17 protein-coding genes are annotated in these 19,978 nt (G+C 67.4%); 7 read left to right on the top strand and 10 right to left on the bottom strand.

What is annotated here, in order from left to right; translation table 11 throughout:
* The first annotated feature begins 65 nt into the window (after window positions 1–65).
* Window positions 66–683 carry a methyltransferase domain-containing protein gene (locus GQ56_RS0109935; RefSeq protein ID WP_031398514.1) on the top strand — a complete coding sequence of 206 codons (618 nt, stop codon included), beginning with the start codon at window positions 66–68 and terminating at the stop codon, window positions 681–683.
* Here GQ56_RS0109935 and GQ56_RS0109930 read toward each other — a convergent pair.
* Complete coding sequence (locus tag GQ56_RS0109930; protein WP_031398513.1) at window positions 670–1,944, bottom strand: EAL domain-containing protein; 1,275 nt, start codon at window positions 1,942–1,944, stop codon at window positions 670–672. The genes GQ56_RS0109935 and GQ56_RS0109930 overlap by 14 nt on opposite strands.
* Window positions 1,945–2,135: 191 nt before the next feature.
* A complete protein-coding gene (gene mdtD, locus GQ56_RS0109925; protein WP_031398512.1) occupies window positions 2,136–3,572 on the bottom strand; it encodes a multidrug transporter subunit MdtD in 1,437 nt (478 codons plus the stop codon).
* 218 nt (window positions 3,573–3,790) lie between these two features.
* Between mdtD and GQ56_RS0109920 the strand changes: the two genes are divergently transcribed.
* On the top strand, window positions 3,791–4,114 hold the full coding sequence (locus GQ56_RS0109920; RefSeq protein WP_031398511.1) for a DUF2917 domain-containing protein: 324 nt from the start codon (window positions 3,791–3,793) through the stop codon (window positions 4,112–4,114).
* On the opposite strand, the gene GQ56_RS0109915 is transcribed toward GQ56_RS0109920, so the two are convergent.
* Window positions 4,087–5,319: a citrate/2-methylcitrate synthase gene (locus GQ56_RS0109915; protein WP_031398510.1), complete on the bottom strand. Its 1,233-nt coding sequence runs from the start codon at window positions 5,317–5,319 to the stop codon at window positions 4,087–4,089. The two genes, GQ56_RS0109920 and GQ56_RS0109915, sit on opposite strands and share 28 nt — an antisense overlap.
* A 138-nt stretch (window positions 5,320–5,457) precedes the next feature.
* Between GQ56_RS0109915 and GQ56_RS0109910 the strand changes: the two genes are divergently transcribed.
* Complete coding sequence (locus GQ56_RS0109910) at window positions 5,458–6,849, top strand: CoA transferase (protein WP_031398509.1); 1,392 nt, start codon at window positions 5,458–5,460, stop codon at window positions 6,847–6,849.
* A gap of 21 nt (window positions 6,850–6,870) precedes the next feature.
* Here the strand turns inward: GQ56_RS0109910 and GQ56_RS0109905 are convergent, their stop codons facing one another.
* A complete protein-coding gene (locus tag GQ56_RS0109905; RefSeq protein WP_031398508.1) occupies window positions 6,871–7,617 on the bottom strand; it encodes a GntR family transcriptional regulator in 747 nt (248 codons plus the stop codon).
* A 166-nt stretch (window positions 7,618–7,783) separates the two neighbouring features.
* Here GQ56_RS0109905 and GQ56_RS0109900 point away from each other — a divergent pair, with 166 nt between their 5' ends.
* Complete coding sequence (locus GQ56_RS0109900) at window positions 7,784–8,629, top strand: aldo/keto reductase (protein WP_031398507.1); 846 nt, start codon at window positions 7,784–7,786, stop codon at window positions 8,627–8,629.
* Window positions 8,630–8,730: 101 nt separating this feature from the next.
* Here GQ56_RS0109900 and fusA read toward each other — a convergent pair whose 3' ends face one another.
* The 4 genes from fusA to GQ56_RS0109885 form a co-directional block, all read right to left on the bottom strand.
* On the bottom strand, window positions 8,731–10,842 hold the full coding sequence (fusA, locus tag GQ56_RS0109895; RefSeq protein ID WP_031398506.1) for an elongation factor G: 2,112 nt from the start codon (window positions 10,840–10,842) through the stop codon (window positions 8,731–8,733).
* A gap of 216 nt (window positions 10,843–11,058) precedes the next feature.
* Entirely contained in the window at window positions 11,059–11,559 is a 501-nt protein-coding gene (locus GQ56_RS0109890; protein ID WP_031398505.1) for a DUF192 domain-containing protein, read from the bottom strand.
* 159 nt (window positions 11,560–11,718) lie between these two features.
* Window positions 11,719–11,931, bottom strand: a complete 213-nt coding sequence (locus GQ56_RS41065; protein WP_075122913.1) for a hypothetical protein — start codon at window positions 11,929–11,931, stop codon at window positions 11,719–11,721.
* Between the two features lie 280 nt (window positions 11,932–12,211).
* Entirely contained in the window at window positions 12,212–12,790 is a 579-nt protein-coding gene (locus tag GQ56_RS0109885; protein ID WP_031398504.1) for a pseudouridine synthase, read from the bottom strand.
* Window positions 12,791–13,065: 275 nt separating this feature from the next.
* On the opposite strand from GQ56_RS0109885, the gene icd reads away from it, so the two are divergent.
* Window positions 13,066–14,322: an NADP-dependent isocitrate dehydrogenase gene (gene icd, locus GQ56_RS0109875; protein WP_031398502.1), complete on the top strand. Its 1,257-nt coding sequence runs from the start codon at window positions 13,066–13,068 to the stop codon at window positions 14,320–14,322.
* Window positions 14,323–14,600: 278 nt separating this feature from the next.
* Window positions 14,601–16,829 (top strand): NADP-dependent isocitrate dehydrogenase, encoded by a 2,229-nt coding sequence (locus GQ56_RS0109870; RefSeq protein ID WP_031398501.1) that lies wholly within the window; start codon window positions 14,601–14,603, stop codon window positions 16,827–16,829.
* A 111-nt stretch (window positions 16,830–16,940) separates the two neighbouring features.
* Here GQ56_RS0109870 and GQ56_RS0109865 read toward each other — a convergent pair whose 3' ends face one another.
* The gene (locus GQ56_RS0109865) at window positions 16,941–17,165 is read right to left on the bottom strand and encodes a hypothetical protein (RefSeq protein ID WP_031398500.1); all 225 of its coding nucleotides are present in this window, start codon (window positions 17,163–17,165) and stop codon (window positions 16,941–16,943) included.
* A gap of 639 nt (window positions 17,166–17,804) precedes the next feature.
* Between GQ56_RS0109865 and GQ56_RS0109860 the strand changes: the two genes are divergently transcribed.
* Window positions 17,805–19,412 carry a multicopper oxidase family protein gene (locus tag GQ56_RS0109860; protein ID WP_031398499.1) on the top strand — a complete coding sequence of 536 codons (1,608 nt, stop codon included), beginning with the start codon at window positions 17,805–17,807 and terminating at the stop codon, window positions 19,410–19,412.
* Between the two features lie 182 nt (window positions 19,413–19,594).
* Here the strand turns inward: GQ56_RS0109860 and GQ56_RS0109855 are convergent, their stop codons facing one another.
* Window positions 19,595–19,798 carry a cold-shock protein gene (locus tag GQ56_RS0109855; protein ID WP_006478030.1) on the bottom strand — a complete coding sequence of 68 codons (204 nt, stop codon included), beginning with the start codon at window positions 19,796–19,798 and terminating at the stop codon, window positions 19,595–19,597.
* Window positions 19,799–19,978: the final 180 nt, after the last annotated feature.

Below are 19,978 nucleotides of genomic sequence, written 5' to 3'. Positions count from 1 at the left end.
CACGGGCGCGGCGCAACGGCTAAGATGCGGAGTGCGTCATTCGACGCCTATGCGGAGCAAGCGCCATGGTGGATCGCCCGACTCTCGACGCCTACGATGCCCATGCCGCGCAATATGCGCAGGACTGGCTCGACCAGGCCGCGCCAGACGACATGTACGCGCTGCTCGAGCAGCATTTCTCGCCGGGGCCGACCGCTGACGTCGGTTGCGGCGCGGGGCGCGACACCGCCTGGCTCGCGTCGCGCGGTTTCGACGTGCGCGGCTACGATGCGAGCGCCGCGCTGCTCGACGAGGCGCGACGCCATCATCCCGGCCTGACTTTCGAACTGGCCGCGCTGCCGGCCCTGGCCGGCGTGCCGTCGGGCGCGTTCCGCAACGTGCTGTGCGAAACGGTCGTCATGCATCTCGACCAGGCGGACGCGGCGGCGGCGGTCGCGCGGCTGGCCGATCTGCTGATGCCGGGCGGCACGTTGTACCTGAGCTGGCGGGTGGCCGGGAACGGCGCATCGCGCGACGAGCGCGGCCGCCTCTACACGCCGCTCGATTCGGCGCGGATGCGTGCGGCGCTCGGCGCCGGCGCGCAGGTGATCGACGAGTACGAGGTCGTCAGCGCATCGTCCGGCAAGCGCGTGCACCGGCTGATCGTGCGCAAGGCGGCCGGCGCCGCGCTCACTCGCGGCTGAGCGCCGCTTCCCAGTTGATGTCGACGCAGAGCACCTGCATGCCGGCCGCGACGGGCGCGGCGATCGATGCGGTCACGCACAGGTGCGCCTCGTTGATCGACAGGTAGGGCGCCGTCAGGTGCACGCGGCCCGGCGCGCGCATCGCGTCGATGAAGTACGGGCGGCGCTCCCAGCTTGCGCCTTCGGAATGCAGCAGCGGCCGGAAGCGCTTGGCGCGCTGCGAGACGCTGCCGCGCGCGAGCACGTTGTCGCCGATCTGGCGCCCCGATGCGTCGAGCAGGAAGCAGCGCGCGGTCTCGGGCAGCCCGAGCACGGTCGCGGCCGCGTCGATGAGCGGTTCGCCCGCGCCGAGCCGGCGGCTCGCTTCCTCGAGCGCCGCGACGTACGGCGCGAGCCGTTCCGCCTGGGTCTGCTCGCGTTGCGCGACACGCAGCCGCAACGCGGCCGACAGCGTATCCATGCAGCCCGCGGCAGCCTGCGGCTGCACGGGTTCGACGCTCGGCCCCGCGAAGTACTGGCCCTGCACGAAATCGACGTCGCACTCCAGCGCGATCAGCGCGTCGCGCTCGGTCGCGAGCCCGCCCATCAACACGAGCTGGCCGGATTCGTGCAGCAGCGACACCAGCCCCGGCAGCACGCGCTCGAGATGCGAGTGCTCGCTCGCCTGTGCGAGGATGCCGCGATCGAGCGTGACGATGTCGGGATGCAGGTGCCACACGCGGTCGATGTTCGAATGCTTCGCGCCGAAGCCGACGAGCGCGATCAGGAAGCCGGCCTTGCGCAGCCCGTCGATGATCGCCGCGTAGCGCGGCGTTTCGCCGCCCGCCTGCTCGGGCACCTCGAGCACCACGCGGTGCGGCGGCAGCCCGAGCGCCTTCAGGTTCGCGAGCATCGCGTCGCCGTAGACGGTGTCCATCAGCGCGGCCGGATGCAGGCTCAGGAAGAGCCATTCGTCGTGGCTGTCGAACGCATGGAAGTTGCCGAGATGCAGCGATTCGGCGAGCCGGCCGAGCTCGAGCAGGTCGCCGCGCCGGGCCGCCTGCGTGAACACCTCGTGCGACGCCACCTGGCGGTTTTCCTCGTCGTGCGCCCGCAGCGACGCGTGATAGCCGATCGCGCGGCGGTGCGACACCGAAAAAACGGGCTGGAACACGCTGAACACGGTGTAGCCGCCGTACAGCACGGTGCGCCGGTTCCCGTCATCGCCGGCGACGGGGCGGGGCGGTTGAAAGCCGGGGGGATCGAGTTCGATCATGCTCATGATGTCGGCCGAAGGAAGGCTGCCAGTTTACCTACAGAATAGGCGAGCAAGAAGCGTGCACGGCAACGTACCCCGTGCGGCGGCCCGTCGCGGCCACGGAACGGGGCATCGAGGCGCGTGTCATCGGGCCGGATGCACCGCCATGGTGCGCGGCGCGGCGGCGCACCGTCCGAAACGGCGCGCGCCGCGCGTCAGGCGCGCTCGGACGGATCGGTCTTGCGTGCGGTGCCGCGGATCTCGGGTGCGAGCTGCGCGAAGATCCACGCGGACGCGGCCGTAATGATCCCGACGCAGATGAACGTCGCATGGAAGGCCGGCAGCGTGTTGCTTGGCGTCACGGCGCGCAGCATGCCGGTGAACGTCGCGAGCAGCGCGCCCGCGACCGTGACCCCGAGGCTCATCGACAGCATCTGCACCAGCGAGAACAGGCTGTTGCCGCTGCTCGCGCCGCCGGTGCCGAGATCCTTCAGTGTCAGCGTGTTCATCGCGGTGAACTGCATCGAGTTGAAGCCGCCGAACAGCGCGAGGTGCACGACCTTCACCCACACGGGCACCGTGTCGCGCATCAGCGCGAAGCTCGCCATCATCACGCCGACCATGATCGTGTTCACGAGCAGGACCTTGCGGTAGCCGTGCCGCGTGATCAGGCGCGTGATGATCCGTTTCGAGAACATCCCGGCCGCCGCGACCGGCAGCATCATCAACCCTGCTTCGAAGGCCGAGTAGCCGAGGCTCACCTGGAGCAGCAGCGGGATCAGGTACGGCATCGCGCCGCTGCCGATCCGCGCGAACAGGTTGCCGAGCAGCCCGACGCTGAACGTGTGGATCCTGAACAGTTCGAGCGAGAAGATCGGCTGCGGCGCGCGCACCGCATACAGCCCGTACGCGACGAAGCAGGCGAGGCTCAGGATCAGCAGCACGAGCACGGCCGCGTGCTGCATCCCGAGATCGGCGAGGCCGTCGAGCGACAGCGAGATCGCGATCATGCCGATCGTCAGCAGCAGGTAGCCCTTCAGGTCGAAGCGGCCGACGGCCGGATTGCGCGCATCGGGCATCGAATAGAAGGTCGCGATGCAGCCCGCGACGCCGACCGGCACGTTGATCAGGAAGATCCAGTGCCACGACGCGATCTTGACGAGCCAGCCGCCGAGCGTCGGCCCGATCAGCGGGCCGATCAGGCCGGGAATCGCGACGAACGACAGCGCGGGCAGGTAGCGTTCGGCCGGGAACGTGCGCAGCACTGCGAGGCGCCCGACCGGCAGCAGCATCGCGCCGCCGACTCCCTGCACGATGCGGAATGCGACGAGTTGCTGCAGCGAATGCGCGTTGGCGCACAGCAGCGAGCCGAGCGAGAACACCAGGATCGCGCTGAAGAACACCCGCCGCGTGCCGAAGGTATCGGCGAGCCAGCCTGACACGGGGATCATCACCGCCATCGTCAGCGAGTACGCGATCACGACCGACTGCATGCGCAGCGGCGATTCGCCGAGGCTCGCGGCCATCGACGGCAGCGCCGTGTTGACGATCGTCGAATCGAGCGTCTGCATGAAGAAGCCCGTCGCGACGAGCCAGAGCATCACGGTGAGGTTCTTTTCGCCGGGAGCGGCGGCGGGCGGGCGTTGGAACATGAGGGCGGGGCGGTGGCGCGGGACAGCCGACATTGTAGGGAAAGCCGCCGCGCCGTGCAGGTTTGGCGCAGGCGGCTGCGCGGGCCCGGGCCGGCGCGGCCCGTCCTCCCGAATTGACCAGTACAGTTCAGCCGGAAGTGTCTGCAGCCGTACCTGTCCCTGTGCTGCCACTGTCCGAAATACTGGTGTCATCGGACCCATGCGACCAGGAGGCTGCCATGCGTGAACTGCGACTTTACGTGATCGACGGCGACGAGCCGGCGGGCCGGTGGCGGATTGTCGATCGCACCGCGCTGCAGGTGGCGGACGGCGAGGCATGGGTGACGATCGAGGGTCGGCCCGACGATCACTGGCTCGGCGCCGGCGCGTCGTTGACATTGCTGCCCGGCATGCGCGTGTGGGTCAGCGCCGGGCCGTGCGGCGCGACATTCGCGTTCGGTCCGCTCGCGGTGCCGGCCGCGCTGGCGGCGGGTGCGTGGTGGCGGCCGTTCGTTGCGTGGCGCGACGGCCGGCGTCACGCGGCCGTGTCGCTGCCCACATAGCGCGCCCGCGGCCGGATCAGCTTGCCGTCCGCATATTGCTCGAGCGCATGCGCGATCCAGCCGGCCGTGCGGCCGGCCGCGAACAGCACGAACGCCGCGCCGTCCGGCAGCGCCAGCGCACGCTGCAGCACCGAAAGGGCGAAGTCGATCGTCGGGCGCAGACCCGTTGCCGCTTCGACGCGCGCGGCGAACGCGAGGGCCGTGCGCAGCGCCGGGCGGTCCGGCACGGTTGCCTGCAATGCATCGAGCAAGGCCCGTCCGCGCGGATCGCCGCCGGGGTAGAGCGGATGGCCGAAGCCGGCGAGCGTGCCGCGCCGGCCCGTCGTGCGTCCGTCGGGCGCGACGCGCGTTGCGAGGGTGCGGTCGAGGTCGGCGGTGCGGATCGCGTCGTCGAGCAGTGCGGTTGTGCGGAAGGTCTCGCCGCCGTGGCGCGGGCCCGACAACGCCGCAAGGCCGCCCGCGATCGCGCCGAACAGCGGCGTGCCGGTCGACGCGATGCAGCGTACGGCAAAGGTCGACGGATTCAGTTCGTGATCGGCGCTCAACACGAGCGCGCGACGCAGCAGGTCGGCTTCGTCGTCGCGCGTGACCTGCCAGGCGGTTGCGAGTTGCCGGTGCACGGGGGCGTCGCCGGGTGCGATCGCGGCCAGCGCGGCGGGGGCGATGCGCAGCAGCAGCGCCGCCGTGTCGAGTTGCGCATCGCGATTCCGTGCCTGCCGGCGCGGTAACGACGCAGCCGCGGCCGGCAGCAGCACGAGCGCGCGTTCGAGCGGCGCGAGATGTGTCCAGCTGCGCATCCAGTCCACCCAGCACCCGGCGTCGAAGCCGCTCGATCCGGGCGACACGGTCGCCAGCCGCGCGGGCGGGCAGTCCCACAGCCGGGCGGCGGTTTCCTCCAGCGTGGCCGAACCGGCGAGCGCGATCGCGTCGGCGCCCCGGTAGCGCAGGCGGCCGTCGGCGATCTGCGTGATGCGCGATTCGAGCACCGGCACGCCCCAGTCGAGCGAGCGTTCGGCCACCGCGCCCGCGCGTTTCGCGTCGGCCCGGCGGCGCGCGAGCAGGCGCACCTCGTCCGCGTCGTAGCGGCGGCGCCTGGTCGCGCCGTCGGGCAGCGAGCGCAGCAGGCCGCGGCTCACATACGCATAGAGCGTGCTCACGCTGACACCGAGGGTGCCGGCGGCTTCCTGCGCGCTGAGGGATGTCATGCAGGTCGCTCCTGTCGGGATGCATGAAGCATGGCCACGCTACAACTATTCGTTATGTATTGATTCGCGCAATCAAGATTGATCGCGCCTGTCGCGAATTCTAGACTCGATTCCGTCTCCTCCACCGCTCACTTCGCCATGACACCCGAACTCGCATTGACGCACCTCTGGCAACTCGCCGGCGGCGACGCCGGCGCGCTGGCCCGCGCGACCGTCGCCGGGCAGGACCCGACGTTGCCGTCGACATGTCACGTCGGCACGCTCGCCGCCGCGACGATCGCGGCGGCCGGACTCGCGGCGGCCGAATGCCACCGGCTTCGCACGGGCGTCGCGCAGTCCGTCGACGTGTCGGTGCGCGACGCGCTCGTCGCGTTCCGCAGCGAACGCTACCTGCGCGTGGACGACGGCCCGCCGCCGGAGCTGCGTCATCCGGTGACGGGCTTCTTCGAGACGGGCGACGGGCGCTGGATTCAACTGCACGCGAATTTTCCGCATCACCTGCAGGGGATCCTCGACGTGCTCGGTTGCGGCGAGCAGCATGCCGACGTCGCCGCCGCGATCCGCACGTGGCGTGGTGCGGCGCTCGACACGGCGCTTGCCGAGGCGGGCCTCTGCGCGGCATTGATCAGAACCCCTGATGAATGGGCGGCGCACGAGCAGGCGCATGCGATCGCGTCGCTGCCGCTGTTCGAGATTGAGCGGATCGGCGATGCGCCGGTCGAGCCGATCGGCCGCGGCGCGGCCGGCCAGCCGCTCGCCGGCGTGCGCGTGCTCGATCTCACTCGCATCATCGCGGGCCCGGTCGCGGGCCGCACGCTGGCGTCGCACGGCGCGCAGACGCTGCTCATTAACGGCCCGCACCTGCCGAACATCGCGCCGCTGGTGATCGACAACGGGCGTGGCAAGCGTTCGGCGTGGATCGACCTGCGCGACACGGCGGGCGTCGAGACGCTGCGCGCGCTTGCGCGCGATGCGGACGTGTTCCTGCAGTCGTACCGGCCCGGCGCGCTCGCGGCGCGCGGCTTCGCGCCGCAGGCGCTGGCGGCGCTGCGGCCCGGCATCGTGTGCGTCACGGTATCGGCGTACGGGCACGCAGGGCCGTGGGCGCAGCGGCGCGGCTTCGACAGCCTCGTGCAGTCGGCAAGCGGGATTGCGTGGCAGGAGCAGCAGGCCGCGCACGCGAGCGCACCGCGCCATCTGCCGTGCCAGGCGCTCGATCACGCGACGGGTTATCTGGCGGCGTTCGGCGCGATGATCGCGCTCGCGCGCCGGGCCCGCGAAGGGGGCAGCTGGCACGTGCGGATGTCGCTCGCGCAGACGGGGCGCTGGCTGCAGTCGTTCGGCGTCGTGCCGGACGGCCTTCAGGCGCCCGATTTCGGGCCCGCCGATTTACGCGAGCGGTTCGAGCGCGTCGCGTCGCCGTTCGGGATGCTCAGGACCGTGCGGCCGGCCGAGCGGTTGTCGGCGACGCCGCCGGCGTTCGCGCGGCCGCCCGTGCCGCTCGGCACCGACGAGGCGCGCTGGCTGTGAGCGCCGGCGGCGCGGCGGACGTTACTTGCGCAGCTCGACGACGAAGTCGTAGTAGTCGTTGCGGCAGTAGGTATCGGTCAGTTCGATCGCGCGCTGGTCCGACGTATAGCCGATCCGCGTGATCAACAGCAGCGCGTCGTGCGGCGCGATGCCCATCTGGTCGGCGATCTCGTCGGTCGCGTTGACCGCGCGGAAATGCTGCAGCGCGCGCACGATCGGCGTGCCGCGCGCCTCGAGATAGCTGTACAGCGAATCGCCGATCGCCTCCGGGTCGGGAATCAGCGTCGCGGGGAACGTCGAGTTCTCGACGGCCATCACGATGTTGTCGGCCAGGCGCAGGCGCTTCAGGCGCGTGACCGATGCGGCGGGCGACAGCCCGAGCTGGATCACCTCGTCGCGGTTCGCGGGCTGGATCTCGCGTGCGAGCCATTGCGAGCTCGGCCTGAAGCCGCGGCGCTCGAGCATTTCGCTGAAGCTCGACAGCCGCGACAGCGGATCTTCATAGCGCGGCTGGATGAAGTTGCCCGCGCCCTGCGTACGACGGATCAGGCCCTGCTCGACGAGCAGCGCGATCGCCTTGCGCGCGGTGATGCGCGATACGCCGAGCGCGTCGGACAGCACGCGCTCCGACGGCAGTGCCTCGCCGGCCGTCCAGCGGTTGTCGTGGAGCGCGTCGCCGAGCTTGCGGGCGAGTTGCAGGTAGAGCGGCGTGTCGTTGTCGGGGTCGGGGCGCAGGTCCTGCCAGCGGTCGTCCGTGGGTGCCTTCATGGGATGCGTGTCGATCAGGTTGCGGCCATTCTAAGTCATCATGCGGCGCTGTTATAGCCGGTTTTTGCCCTGCAATAGGCCGTCGGCGCGCCGATTGACTACACTGATGCGTCGAATTCGATGCCCGGGCGCGCGATGCGCGGCCCCTATCCGCAGCGAGGAGCGCATGACAGACACGATTGCCACGGTCGTCCTGCCGGACGGCGAGACGGTGCCGAAACTCGGCCAGGGCACCTGGGAAATGGGCGAGCGGCCGGCCCGGCGTGCGGACGAGATCGCCGCGCTGCGCGAGGGCGTCGAGCTCGGGATGACGCTGATCGATACGGCGGAGATGTACGGCGAGGGCGCGACCGAGACGCTTGTCGGCGAGGCGCTCGCGGGCCTGCGCGACGACGTGTTCCTCGTCAGCAAGGTGTATCCGCACCATGCGAGCCGGCGCGGCGTCGTCGCCGCCTGCGACGCGAGCCTCAAGCGCCTGCGCACCGACCGCCTCGACCTGTACCTGCTGCACTGGCGCGGCTCGGTGCCGCTCGAGGAGACGGTGGAGGGTTTCGAGGCGTTGCGGCGGTCGGGCAAGATCCGTCACTGGGGCGTCAGCAACTTCGATACGGCCGACATGGCCGAGCTCGTCGGCGAAGCGGGCGGAGCCGCGTGCGCGACCAACCAGATTCTCTACAACATCGCACGGCGCGGCCCGGAATTCGACCTGCTGCCGTGGCTCGCCGGGCGCCGGATGCCCGCGATGGCCTACAGTCCGGTCGATCACGGGCGGCTGCCGAAGCGTTCGCCGCTCGACGAGATCGCGCGGCAGCGCGGCGTATCGGTGCTGCGGGTCGCGCTCGCGTGGGTGCTCGCGCGGCCGGGCGTATTGGCGATCCCGAAGGCTGCGAGGATCGAACACGTGCGCGACAATCGGGCGGCACTCGATCTGGTGCTGACCGGCGACGAGCATGCGCAGCTCGACGCGTACTTCCGCCCGCCGCGCAGCAAGCGCGCGCTCGAAATGCTCTGACCGATGCACCGTGACGCGGAGCGGCGCGCCGGACGAAAAAAAGGCCCGTCCGGAACCGGACGGGCCTCGCCTGCATGCAACAGGGCGCGAGCGCCCCGTGCTTACTTCGTCTTCGCGCTGATCACGCCTTCCGATACGTTGGCCGGCGTCTCCGCATACTGCTTGAACTCCATCGTATAGGTCGCGCGGCCCTGCGTTGCCGAACGCAGCGACGTCGAATAGCCGAACATCTCGGCGAGCGGCACCTCGGCGCGCACGAGCTTGCCGCCGCCGCCCGCGATGTCCTCCATCCCCTGCACGATGCCGCGCCGGCTCGACAGGTCGCCCATCACGTTGCCCATGAATTCCTCGGGCGTCTCGACCTCGACCGCCATCATCGGCTCGAGCAGCACGGGCTTCGCCTTGCGCATCGCTTCCTTGAACGCGATCGAGCCGGCCATCCGGAACGCGTTTTCGTTCGAGTCGACGTCGTGGTACGAACCGAACGTCAGGTGCACCTTCACGTCGACGACCGGGTAGCCCGCGAGCACGCCGCTCTTCAGCGTGTCGATGATGCCCTTGTCGACGGCCGGGATGTACTCACGCGGAATCACGCCGCCCTTGATCTCGTCGAGGAACTCGTAGCCCTTGCCGGGGTTCGGCTCGAGCGTGATCACCGCATGGCCGTACTGGCCGCGCCCGCCCGATTGCTTGACGAACTTGCCCTCGACGTCGGCGGCCGTTGTGCGCACCGTCTCGCGATACGCGACCTGCGGCTTGCCGACGGTCGCTTCCACGCCGAATTCACGCTTCATCCGGTCGACCAGGATTTCGAGGTGCAGCTCGCCCATCCCCGAAATGATCGTCTGGCCGGATTCCTCGTCGGTCTGCACGCGGAACGACGGATCTTCCTGCGCGAGGCGGTTCAGCGCGAGGCCCATTTTTTCCTGGTCGGCCTTCGTCTTCGGCTCGACGGCCTGCGAGATCACCGGCTCCGGGAACTCCATCTTCTCGAGGATGATCGGCTTGGCCGGATCGCACAGCGTGTCGCCGGTGGTCGCTTCCTTCAGGCCGACGGCCGCCGCGATGTCGCCCGCGCGCACCTCCTTGATTTCCTTGCGCTCGTTCGCGTGCATCTGCAGGATCCGGCCGAGCCGTTCCTTCTTGTCCTTCGTCGCGTTGAGCACCGTGTCGCCCGATTCGACGACGCCCGAATACACGCGGAAGAAGATCAGCTGGCCGACGAACGGGTCGGTCATGATCTTGAACGCGAGCGACGAGAACGGCTCGTCGTCGCTCGGATGACGTTCCGCCGGCTTTTCCGGATCGGCGAAGTCGTGGCCGAGAATCGCCGGCACGTCGACCGGCGACGGCAGGTAGTCGATCACCGCGTCGAGCATGGCCTGCACGCCCTTGTTCTTGAATGCGCTGCCGCACAGCATCGGCACGATCTCGTTCGCGATGGTGCGCTTGCGCAGCGCGGCCTTGATCTCGTCCTCGGTCAGCGATTCGTGGTCGTGCAGGTACTTCTCGAGCAGTTCCTCGCTCGCTTCCGCCGCGGCCTCGACCATCTTCTCGCGCCATTCGTGCGCGAGCTCGACGAGGTTTGCAGGGATGTCCTCGTACGTGAACTTCACGCCCTGGCTTTCGTCGTCCCAGACGATCGCCTTCATCTTCACGAGATCGACGACGCCCTGGAAATGATCTTCCGCGCCGATCGGAATCTGGATCGGCACCGCGACGCCTTTCAGGCGCTCGCCGATCTGCCGCTGCACGCGGAAGAAATCGGCGCCGATGCGGTCCATCTTGTTGACGAACGCAATGCGCGGCACCTTGTACTTGTTCGCCTGGCGCCACACGGTCTCGGACTGCGGCTGCACGCCGCCGACCGAGTCGTAGACCATGCACGCGCCGTCGAGCACGCGCATCGAGCGCTCGACTTCGATCGTGAAGTCGACGTGCCCGGGCGTGTCGATGATGTTGATTCGGTGTTCCGGATAGTTGCCGGCCATGCCCTTCCAGAAGGCCGTGGTCGCCGCCGACGTGATCGTGATGCCGCGTTCCTGCTCCTGCTCCATCCAGTCCATCGTGGCCGCGCCGTCGTGCACTTCACCGATCTTGTGGCTCACGCCGGTGTAAAACAGGATGCGCTCGGTCGTCGTGGTTTTGCCGGCATCGATGTGAGCGCTGATCCCGATATTGCGATAGCGCTCGATGGGGGTTTTGCGGGGCACGTGAACCTCCTTAGGTTCGGATCGTAAGCGGGCCGGCTGGGCTGGCCCGGGCTGGACAAGCGAGACTTAAAGCATAGCGCTTGCGCGTGGCTTTTGCAGATGCGGCCGGCGCCGGCGGAATCAAGTCGGTGCCTGCGGGCGGCGCGTAAAAAAAGCCGGCGCGCAACGGGCGGCCGGCTTCGGTCGGTGCGCGGCGCGACGCCGCGGCGAGGGCCGTTACTGGGCCTGCGGCAGACCGTCGAGCTTCATGCCGGGCTTGATGCCCTTCGCCGCGAACCAGCCCTTGCTCATTTCGAGTGCATACACGCCGTTGTTGCGCGGGCAGTGGTTGTCGGTCGTCTCGGCCTTCATCTCGTCGATGTCGGTGATCGTGCCGTCCGCGCGGACGAACGCGATCGACAGCGGGATCAGCGTGTTCTTCATCCAGAAGCAGTGCACCGCGTTCTCGTTGAACACGAACAGCATGCCTTCGTTCGGCGCGAGCTGCGAACGGTACATCAGCCCCTGTTCACGGTCGGCGTCGTTCGCGGCGACGGCCGCGTCGATCACGTACATGCCGGCGCGCAGCTTCACGCGCGGGAACTCGCTCGGCTGCTTGGCGCCGGGCGGCATCTGCGCGCTGGCGGCTTGCATGCCGAACGCGAGGGCGGCGAGGGCGGCGGGAAACACGGCGGCGCGCACAAGGCGGCCGAGCGACGAGCGCAGGGAGAATTGCACAGCAAGGCTCCTATCTGGAAAACGAGACCCGCATGGTACGCGATGCGTGCGGGCGGGCACAAAAAGAAAAAGGCAGATCGCCTTGCGGTGATCTGCCTTTCAACGCCGTAAGAACGGCAAGACTGCGTGTTCTTGACTGCGTTATTACAGCTTGCTTACTTAGTTCGAAGCAGCTGCCGGTGCTGCTGCGTCGCTTGCTGCAGCCTTCTTCGATGCCTTGTGGTGTGCCTTCTTGTGAGCGTGCTTCTTAGCATGCTTAGCCGGTGCCGAAGCAGCGTCAGCAGCTGCCGGAGCAGCTTCCGGTGCCGATGCTTGTGCGAAAGCAGCCGTTGCGAAGAGGCCAGCGACCAGAGCGGCGATCAGTTTGTTCATGTTGTGTTCCTCAGCTTTAGTTAATTAACCAAATGACCCGGCAATAGGAGTCATGACGTCTAACGGTGCCATCCACCTTTCGGTTGACAGACGCTCCAAGAAATTTCTCTTTGCGCTGCGGGCGCCGAATCGTATTCGAAAAAAACGTCGCTTTCGTGACGCAAACACGGTTCGGCTGCCAATGCCGGATAGCTAAGGTTGGCATCTGCGAGGTTTAACGCGCGATCTTCGCAGGTGGTTGACGAAAAAAATGACGAAAAGTGTGCGTGTCCCGAAATCGTCATCCGGCGGGCGCGAAACCGTCCCACGGCGCGCGCGGCGGCAGTGCAATTGTTTCTCCCGGCGCAATGCCGAGCGCGAATATGTCCAGTGCGCCGATGCCGACGCGCACCAGGCGCAACGTCGGGAAGCCCACGGCGGCCGTCATGCGGCGCACCTGCCGATTCTTGCCTTCGGTGATCGCCAGTTCGATCCACGTCGTCGGGATCGCCGCGCGGTGGCGGATCGGCGGATTGCGCGGCCACAGCGCGTCGGGCGGCTCGATGAATTCGGCGCGGCACGGGCGCGTCACGTAGTCGCCCAGGTCGACGCCGCGCGCGAGCGCCTTCAGGTCGGTGGAGCCGGGCGCGCCCTCGACCTGCGCCCAGTAGCGCTTGACAAGCTTGTGGCGCGGCTCGGCGATGCGTGCCTGCAGCGCGCCGTCGTCGGTGAGCAGCAGCAGGCCTTCGCTGTCCGCGTCCAGCCGGCCGGCCGCGTAGACGCCGGGTGTCTTGACCCAGTCGCCGAGCGACGGCCGCGTCTCGTGCGCGGAAAACTGGCAAATCGTGCCGAACGGCTTGTTGAGGGCGATCAGGTTCATGGCGGGGCGGCTGCCCGGCGCCGCGGGGCGCGGGGGCGGGCGGTCTATGGCAAATGGCGGAATCTTAATGCATAATACGGAACGGCAAGTCCTCTGTCTTATATAAGACATAAGTGGGGTCTTGATACGCAGCGCCGCGGTTCACGCCGAAGTGCCCGATTGGGGCGCTAGAATAGCGGCTCGCTGTTGCCGTCACGGGGTGGCCATGCCGCGCCCCCGCCGCGCGCGCAGTTTCGACCAGCATCACCTGCTCAGCCACGTCACTGGAGTCGATCATGCCGTATCAGCACATCAAGGTTCCGGAGGGCGGTGACAAGATCACCGTCAACAAGGATTTCTCGCTCAACGTTTCCGATCAGCCGATCATTCCCTATATCGAAGGCGACGGTACGGGCTTCGATATCACGCCGGTCATGATCAAGGTCGTCGATGCGGCGGTCGAGCATGCCTACAAGGGCAAGCGCAAGATCCACTGGATGGAGATCTTCGCGGGCGAGAAGGCGACGAAGGTGTACGGTCCGGACGTGTGGCTCCCGGACGAAACGCTGCAGGTGCTCAAGGAATACGTGGTGTCGATCAAGGGGCCGCTCACGACCCCGGTCGGCGGCGGCATCCGTTCGCTGAACGTCGCGCTGCGCCAGGAACTCGACCTGTACGTGTGCCTGCGCCCGGTCCAGTACTTCAAGGGCGTGCCGTCGCCGGTGCGCGAGCCGCAAAAGATCGACATGGTGATCTTCCGCGAGAACTCGGAAGACATCTACGCGGGCATCGAATGGGCCGCGGGTTCCGAGCAGGCGAAGAAGGTCATCAAGTTCCTGCAGGACGAGATGGGCGTGAAGAAGATCCGCTTCCCGGAAACCTCGGGGATCGGCGTCAAGCCCGTGTCGACCGAAGGCACCGAGCGTCTCGTGCGCAAGGCGATCCAGTACGCGATCGACAACGATCGCAAGTCGGTCACGCTGGTGCACAAGGGCAACATCATGAAGTTCACGGAAGGCCTGTTCCGTGACGCCGGCTACGCGCTCGCGCAGAAGGAATTCGGCGGCGAGCTGATCGACGGCGGCCCGTGGATGCGCGTCAAGAACCCGAAGACGGGCAACGAGATCGTGATCAAGGATTCGATCGCCGATGCGTTCCTGCAGCAGATCCTGCTGCGCCCGGCCGAATACGACGTGATCGCCACGCTGAACCTGAACGGCGACTACATCTCCGACGCGCTGGCCGCGCAGGTCGGCGGCATCGGGATCGCGCCGGGCGCGAACCTGTCGGATTCGGTCGCGATGTTCGAGGCGACCCACGGCACGGCGCCGAAGTACGCGGGCAAGGATTACGTGAACCCCGGTTCCGAGATCCTGTCGGCTGAAATGATGCTGCGCCACCTCGGCTGGACGGAAGCGGCCGACACGATCATCGCCGCGATGGAGAAGTCGATCCTGCAGAAGCGCGTCACGTACGACTTCGCGCGCCTGATGGAAGGGGCGACGCAGGTGTCGTGCTCCGGCTTCGGCGAAGTGCTGATCGAGAACATGTAAGTCCCCTTCCGGGGTGGGCCGGCGCAGTTCCGGCCGCCCCGGCGCCTACTGCCGGCGCCGGGGCGTTTCGTGGATGGCAGGTTTGTTGGCAGGGCGGTCCGGCATGCGGGCCGCGGCGCCGCACGGCGGCCCGGAGCCCCTGCAAGGTAGAACATGACGGCCCTCGCAACACCATCGCCCGGTTAAGCCGGCGCCCCTTTCGCGACCGACCCGGTCGCTCCCCGCCGGTTATCCGCCGGCGCTCCTCAGTCCCATTTTCACGTAGCAACGCATCGACCATGTCCACTTCGCCCAAGATCATCTACACCCTCACCGACGAAGCGCCGGCGCTCGCGACCTATTCGCTGCTGCCGATCGTCAAGGCCTTCACGCGCTCGTCCGGCGTCGCCGTCGAAACGCGCGACATCTCGCTCGCCGGCCGCATCGTCGCGGCATTCGCGGACGTTCTGCCGCCCGAACAGAAGGGTTCCGACGATCTGGCCGAGCTGGGACAGCTCACGCTGAAGCCGGAAGCGAACATCATCAAGCTGCCGAACATCAGCGCGTCGGTGCCGCAGCTCAAGGCCGCGATCGCCGAACTCCAGGCGCAGGGCTACAAGCTGCCGGCCTATCCGGAAGATCCGGCGACGGACGAAGAGAAGGCCGTCAAGGCGCGCTACGACAAGATCAAGGGCAGCGCGGTGAACCCGGTGCTGCGCGAAGGCAACTCCGACCGCCGCGCGCCGCTGTCGGTCAAGAACTACGCACGCAAGCATCCGCACAAGATGGGTGCGTGGAAGGCCACGTCGAAGGCGCACGTCGCGCACATGAGCGAAGGCGATTTCTACGGCAGCGAGAAATCGGCGCTGATCGCCGATGCCGGCAGCGTGAAGATCGAACTCACGACGGCCGACGGCGCGAAGAAGGTGCTGAAGGAAAAGACGGCCGTCAAGGCCGGTGAAGTGATCGACGCATCGGTGATGAGCCGCAACGCGCTGCGCAGTTTCATCGAAGCGCAGATCGCCGACGCGAAGGCGCAGGACGTGCTGTTCTCGGTGCACCTGAAGGCGACCATGATGAAGGTCTCCGATCCGATCCTGTTCGGCCATTTCGTATCGGTGTTCTACCGCGACGCGCTCGCGAAGCACGCGGACGTGCTGGCGCAGGCCGGTTTCAACCCGAACAACGGCATCGGCGACCTGTACGCGCGCCTGAAGGACCTGCCGGCCGACACGCGCGACGCGATCGAAGCCGACATCAAGGCCGAATACGCGGCGCGCCCGCGCCTCGCGATGGTCAACTCGGACAAGGGCATCACGAACCTGCACGTGCCGAGCGACGTGATCGTCGACGCTTCGATGCCGGCGATGATCCGCGAATCGGGCGGCATGTGGGGCCCGGACGGCGAACTGTACGACGCGAAGGCCGTGATTCCGGATCGCTGCTACGCAGGCGTCTACCAGGCCGTGATCGAGGACTGCAAGCAGCACGGCGCATTCGATCCGGTCACGATGGGCAGCGTGCCGAACGTCGGCCTGATGGCGCAGGCGGCCGAAGAATACGGCTCGCACGACAAGACCTTCCAGATCCCGGCGGACGGCGTCGTGCGCGTCACCGACGAAGCCGGCAACGTGCTGCTCGAGCACGCGGTCGAAGCGGGCGACATCTGGCGCATGTGCCAGACCAAGGACGCGCCGGTGCAGGACTGGGTCAAGCTCGCGGTGAACCGCGCACGCGCGACCGGCGCACCGGCCGTGTTCTGGCTCGATCCGGCGCGTGCGCACGACGCGCAGATCATCGCGAAGGTCGAACGCTACCTGAAGGATCACGACACCAACGGTCTCGACATCCGCGTGATGACGCCGGTCGAAGCGACGCGCTTCTCGCTCGAGCGCATCCGTGCGGGCAAGGACACGATCTCGGTCACCGGCAACGTGCTGCGCGACTACCTGACCGACCTGTTCCCGATCATGGAACTCGGCACCAGCGCGAAGATGCTGTCGATCGTGCCGCTGATGGCCGGCGGCGGGATGTTCGAAACGGGTGCGGGCGGTTCCGCGCCGAAGCACGTGCAGCAGTTCGTCGAGGAAGGCTTCCTGCGCTGGGATTCGCTCGGCGAATTCCTCGCGCTGGCTGCGTCGCTCGAACACCTCGGCCACGCGTACCAGAACCCGAAGGCGGTCGTGCTCGCGAAGACGCTCGACCAGGCAACCGGCAAGTTCCTGGACGAGAACAAGTCGCCGGCGCGCAAGGTCGGCGGCCTCGACAACCGCGGCAGCCACTTCTACCTGTGCCTGTACTGGGCGCAGGCGCTGGCCGAGCAGACCGAGGACGCCGCACTGAAGGAGCAGTTCGAAGGCGTCGCGAAGGCGCTGTCCGACAGCGAAGCGCGTATTCTGGAAGAACTGGCGGCGGCGCAGGGCAAGCCGCAGGCGATCGGCGGCTACTACCGTCCGAACGTCGACCTGACGAGCCAGGCGATGCGCCCGAGCGCGACGCTGAACGGCATCGTCGACGCGGTCGCCTGACGCAGGCCGCGCGCGCGAGCGCGCCACCGCGGCGGGCGTGACGGCCCGTCGCCCGTGACAAAAGAAAACGCCCCGGCTGCCCCGGGGCGTTTTGCGTTGCAGGCTTGCCATTCAGACGTGAACGATTTCCCAGTCGGCGATTTCGTGCGGCACTTCGAGCGTCGCCGTGTCCAGTTCGGACAGTTGCTCGCAGTCGCCGCGGGAGATGTGGTCGGCCGCCACTTCGGGGCACGAGAACGCGCCGAGCAGGGCGTTGCCGAACGTCGCTTCCCAGCCGCCGTTACCCGGCAGGATGTAGAACGACCCGAGCGCTGAACCAAAGCGAAATCCCTTCATTTCCGTTCTCCCTTTCTGATCACAAGCGATTCTGTTGTGCCGTCGTGGCCCGACTGGCTGCTTGCGCCGGGTTCCGTATCGAACGTCGTGGCGAAGCGTCAGTGCATGGGACAAAGTCTACGTCCGGGCCCCGGTCGGATGGTGCGCGTAGAGTGCCTTCTCGAAAGAAAAATTTGTGTTTAAAAACAATGCATTATGTTGTGCGTTTTGTATTGCGGAACGATTTTTGGCATCGCGAAACAGGAATTTTGTGCCCTGCACCACGAATTTTTACAACGCAGAGACTTGTTCCGCATCGTGAAATATTGGCCGATTTGACGACGGGTGACGCGATCTGTGCCTGCGCGGGGCCGCACGGCAGGGGGCCGGCAATCGAAGGGAGGCTGCCAAGGACGTGCGCGTCACGGCGGCGCTGGCGGGCGCAGGGCGGGGCGCCCTGCGTGTCGAAGCCGGCTGAATCCGGCGGGTGCCGCTGCCCTGCGACGTATCGCCGCCCTCCGGGTGGCGGCGTATCGGGACAAGGGGCTGCAGTTATGATGACGCGGGCATCGGGTTTCGCGTCGCGCACCGGCATGCCAGCCGGCCGGCGCGGGCGTCGCGGCAGCCGCGCGACGCCGCATGGATAACGAGGATCGATTGATGATACGGAGAACCTTCCTGTCGTACGCCGTCGGCGTCGCAGCTGCATCGCTGTGGGCGCGCAGCGCGTGGGCGCAGCATGCCGGTCATGCGGGCATGGCCGGTATGGATTCGATGGACGACATGGCAGGCATGCCGAGGATGTCAGGGATGTCGGGTCACGCGCAGCATGGCAAGCCGGCACCGGCCGCGCTCGCGGCCGCCGATGCGTTGCCGGCCGGCGCGCCGCTTGCGGGGTTGCGCACGCTCGCGAACGAAAGCAGCGAGCCCGGTACGTTCCGGGCGACGCTGGTGGCGCAGCCCGTGGCGCGCCCGATGCTGCGCGGCGCACGGCCGACCACGTTCTGGCAGTTCGGCGAGGGTGCGCAAGGCCCCGTGGTCGGTCCGCTGATCGACGTGCGCGAGGGCGACACAGTCGAGATCAGGTTCGTGAACATGCTGCCGCAGCCGTCGACGATTCACTGGCACGGGCTGCCCGTGCCGCCCGATCAGGACGGCAATCCGTCCGATCCCGTCGCGTCCGGGGCGTCGCGCGTGTACCGCTTCACGCTGCCGAAGGGGAGCGCCGGCACCTACTGGTACCACCCGCATCCGCACATGATGACGGCCGAACAGGTGTTCCGCGGGCTGGCCGGCCCGTTCGTCGTGCGTGCCGCGGACGATCCGCTCGACGGCTGGCCCGAGCGCCATCTGTTCGTGTCGGACCTGAAGCTTGCGCGTAACGGCACGATTGCGCCGAACGACACGATGGACTGGATGAACGGCCGCGAGGGCCAGTTCGTGCTGGTCAACGGCGCGCGCCGGCCCCGGATCGATGTCGCCGGCGACGAGCGCTGGCGCCTGTGGAACGCGTGCAGCGCGCGCTACCTGCGGGTCGCGTTCGACGACGGCCGCCCGTTCGAGCACGCGGGCACCGACGGCGGGCTGTTCGACGCGCCGCGGCGCGTCACGTCGCTGCTGATTGCGCCGGGCGAGCGGGCGGAACTGCTGGTGCGCGCCGGCGATCGCGCGTCGCGCGCGGTGCTGCAGGCGGCCGAATACGACCGCGGCAAGATGGCGATGTCGCACGACGATGGCCACGGCAGCCTGCCGCCCGACCCGGCGCTGGCGCTGGCCGACGTCGCGTTCGCGCCCGCCGCCGCGCGTGCGCTGCCCGCCACGCTGCGCACGGTGCCGCCGCTCGGCGAGCCGGTTGCGCGCAAGACGGTCGCGTTCGGCGAGGAAATGGACATGGCCGCGATGATGAAGGGCGCGCCGCACGGCCGGCCGGCCGGCATGCGTTTCACGATCAACGGCGCGACCTACTCACCGCACCGCGCGACGCTGACGAGCCGCCGCGGCGACGTCGAGCGCTGGGAGATCCGCAATGCCACCGACATGGATCACCCGTTCCATCTGCACGGTACGCAGTTCCAGGTGATCGAGCGCGCGTCGGACGGCGCGAGTACGGCCGAGCCGTTCCGCGCATGGCGGGATACCGTGAACGTGCGCAGCGGCGAAACCGTGTCGATTCTCGTCACGCAAGACATGCCCGGCGAACGCATGTTTCATTGCCACATTCTCGAACACGAGGATCTCGGCATGATGGGCACGCTGAAGGTCGTGTAACGACGTGACGATTTTGTTTCACATGCCGGATGAGTATCCGATCTGCGCGCATGACAACACAATACGTGTTCAATTATCGGGATTGAACGAAAAGGCTGGCCAATCGATAATCGATTGGCCAGCCCGAAAAAAAAGAAACCCGGCGCAATGCGCCGGGTTTCTTCGTCCGATATCCGATGCCTTTATGCGGCCTGGATGTTCGACGCTTGCTTGCCCTTCGGTCCTTGAACGACGTCAAAGCTCACCTTCTGGCCTTCCTTCAGCGTCTTGAAGCCATTCATGGTGATAGCCGAGAAGTGCGCAAACAGATCCTCACCGCCCTCGTCGGGAGTGATGAAACCGAAGCCCTTCGCGTCGTTGAACCACTTAACGATACCAGTTGCCATTTCCTACTTCCCCTGTCACACAGTCGCTGCTACTTACCACGAGCACGCTCGAAAAGCTAAACGACCGGAAAATGCAGCCGTTCCCCCCTCACAAGCTCACCTCGGCCTCTTTCATTTTGCCGACTGGCAAATTGAAAAAAGTGCCAGCTTGATTGTTGGCGCTCTTTATTGGAGTGTCAA

The organism is Burkholderia paludis (assembly GCF_000732615.1).
In the GTDB taxonomy this organism is placed as follows: domain Bacteria; phylum Pseudomonadota; class Gammaproteobacteria; order Burkholderiales; family Burkholderiaceae; genus Burkholderia; species Burkholderia paludis.
The sequence above is the reverse complement of the archived record's forward strand: the minus strand, read 5'-3'. Positions and strand labels throughout refer to the sequence as shown.

Coding starts and splice junctions, on each gene's coding strand:
- GQ56_RS0109865 (WP_031398500.1), bottom strand. CDS start 17,165: ATGAAGGGATTTCGCTTTGGTTCAGCGCTCGGGTCGTTCTACATCCTG.
- mdtD (WP_031398512.1), bottom strand. CDS start 3,572: ATGTTCCAACGCCCGCCCGCCGCCGCTCCCGGCGAAAAGAACCTCACC.
- GQ56_RS0109915 (WP_031398510.1), bottom strand. CDS start 5,319: ATGACATCCCTCAGCGCGCAGGAAGCCGCCGGCACCCTCGGTGTCAGC.
- GQ56_RS0109905 (WP_031398508.1), bottom strand. CDS start 7,617: ATGAAGGCACCCACGGACGACCGCTGGCAGGACCTGCGCCCCGACCCC.
- GQ56_RS0109930 (WP_031398513.1), bottom strand. CDS start 1,944: ATGAGCATGATCGAACTCGATCCCCCCGGCTTTCAACCGCCCCGCCCC.
- GQ56_RS0109855 (WP_006478030.1), bottom strand. CDS start 19,798: ATGGCAACTGGTATCGTTAAGTGGTTCAACGACGCGAAGGGCTTCGGT.
- GQ56_RS41065 (WP_075122913.1), bottom strand. CDS start 11,931: ATGAACAAACTGATCGCCGCTCTGGTCGCTGGCCTCTTCGCAACGGCT.
- GQ56_RS0109885 (WP_031398504.1), bottom strand. CDS start 12,790: ATGAACCTGATCGCCCTCAACAAGCCGTTCGGCACGATTTGCCAGTTT.
- GQ56_RS0109935 (WP_031398514.1), top strand. CDS start 66: ATGGTGGATCGCCCGACTCTCGACGCCTACGATGCCCATGCCGCGCAA.
- GQ56_RS0109900 (WP_031398507.1), top strand. CDS start 7,784: ATGACAGACACGATTGCCACGGTCGTCCTGCCGGACGGCGAGACGGTG.
- icd (WP_031398502.1), top strand. CDS start 13,066: ATGCCGTATCAGCACATCAAGGTTCCGGAGGGCGGTGACAAGATCACC.
- GQ56_RS0109920 (WP_031398511.1), top strand. CDS start 3,791: ATGCGTGAACTGCGACTTTACGTGATCGACGGCGACGAGCCGGCGGGC.
- GQ56_RS0109910 (WP_031398509.1), top strand. CDS start 5,458: ATGACACCCGAACTCGCATTGACGCACCTCTGGCAACTCGCCGGCGGC.
- GQ56_RS0109870 (WP_031398501.1), top strand. CDS start 14,601: ATGTCCACTTCGCCCAAGATCATCTACACCCTCACCGACGAAGCGCCG.
- GQ56_RS0109860 (WP_031398499.1), top strand. CDS start 17,805: ATGATACGGAGAACCTTCCTGTCGTACGCCGTCGGCGTCGCAGCTGCA.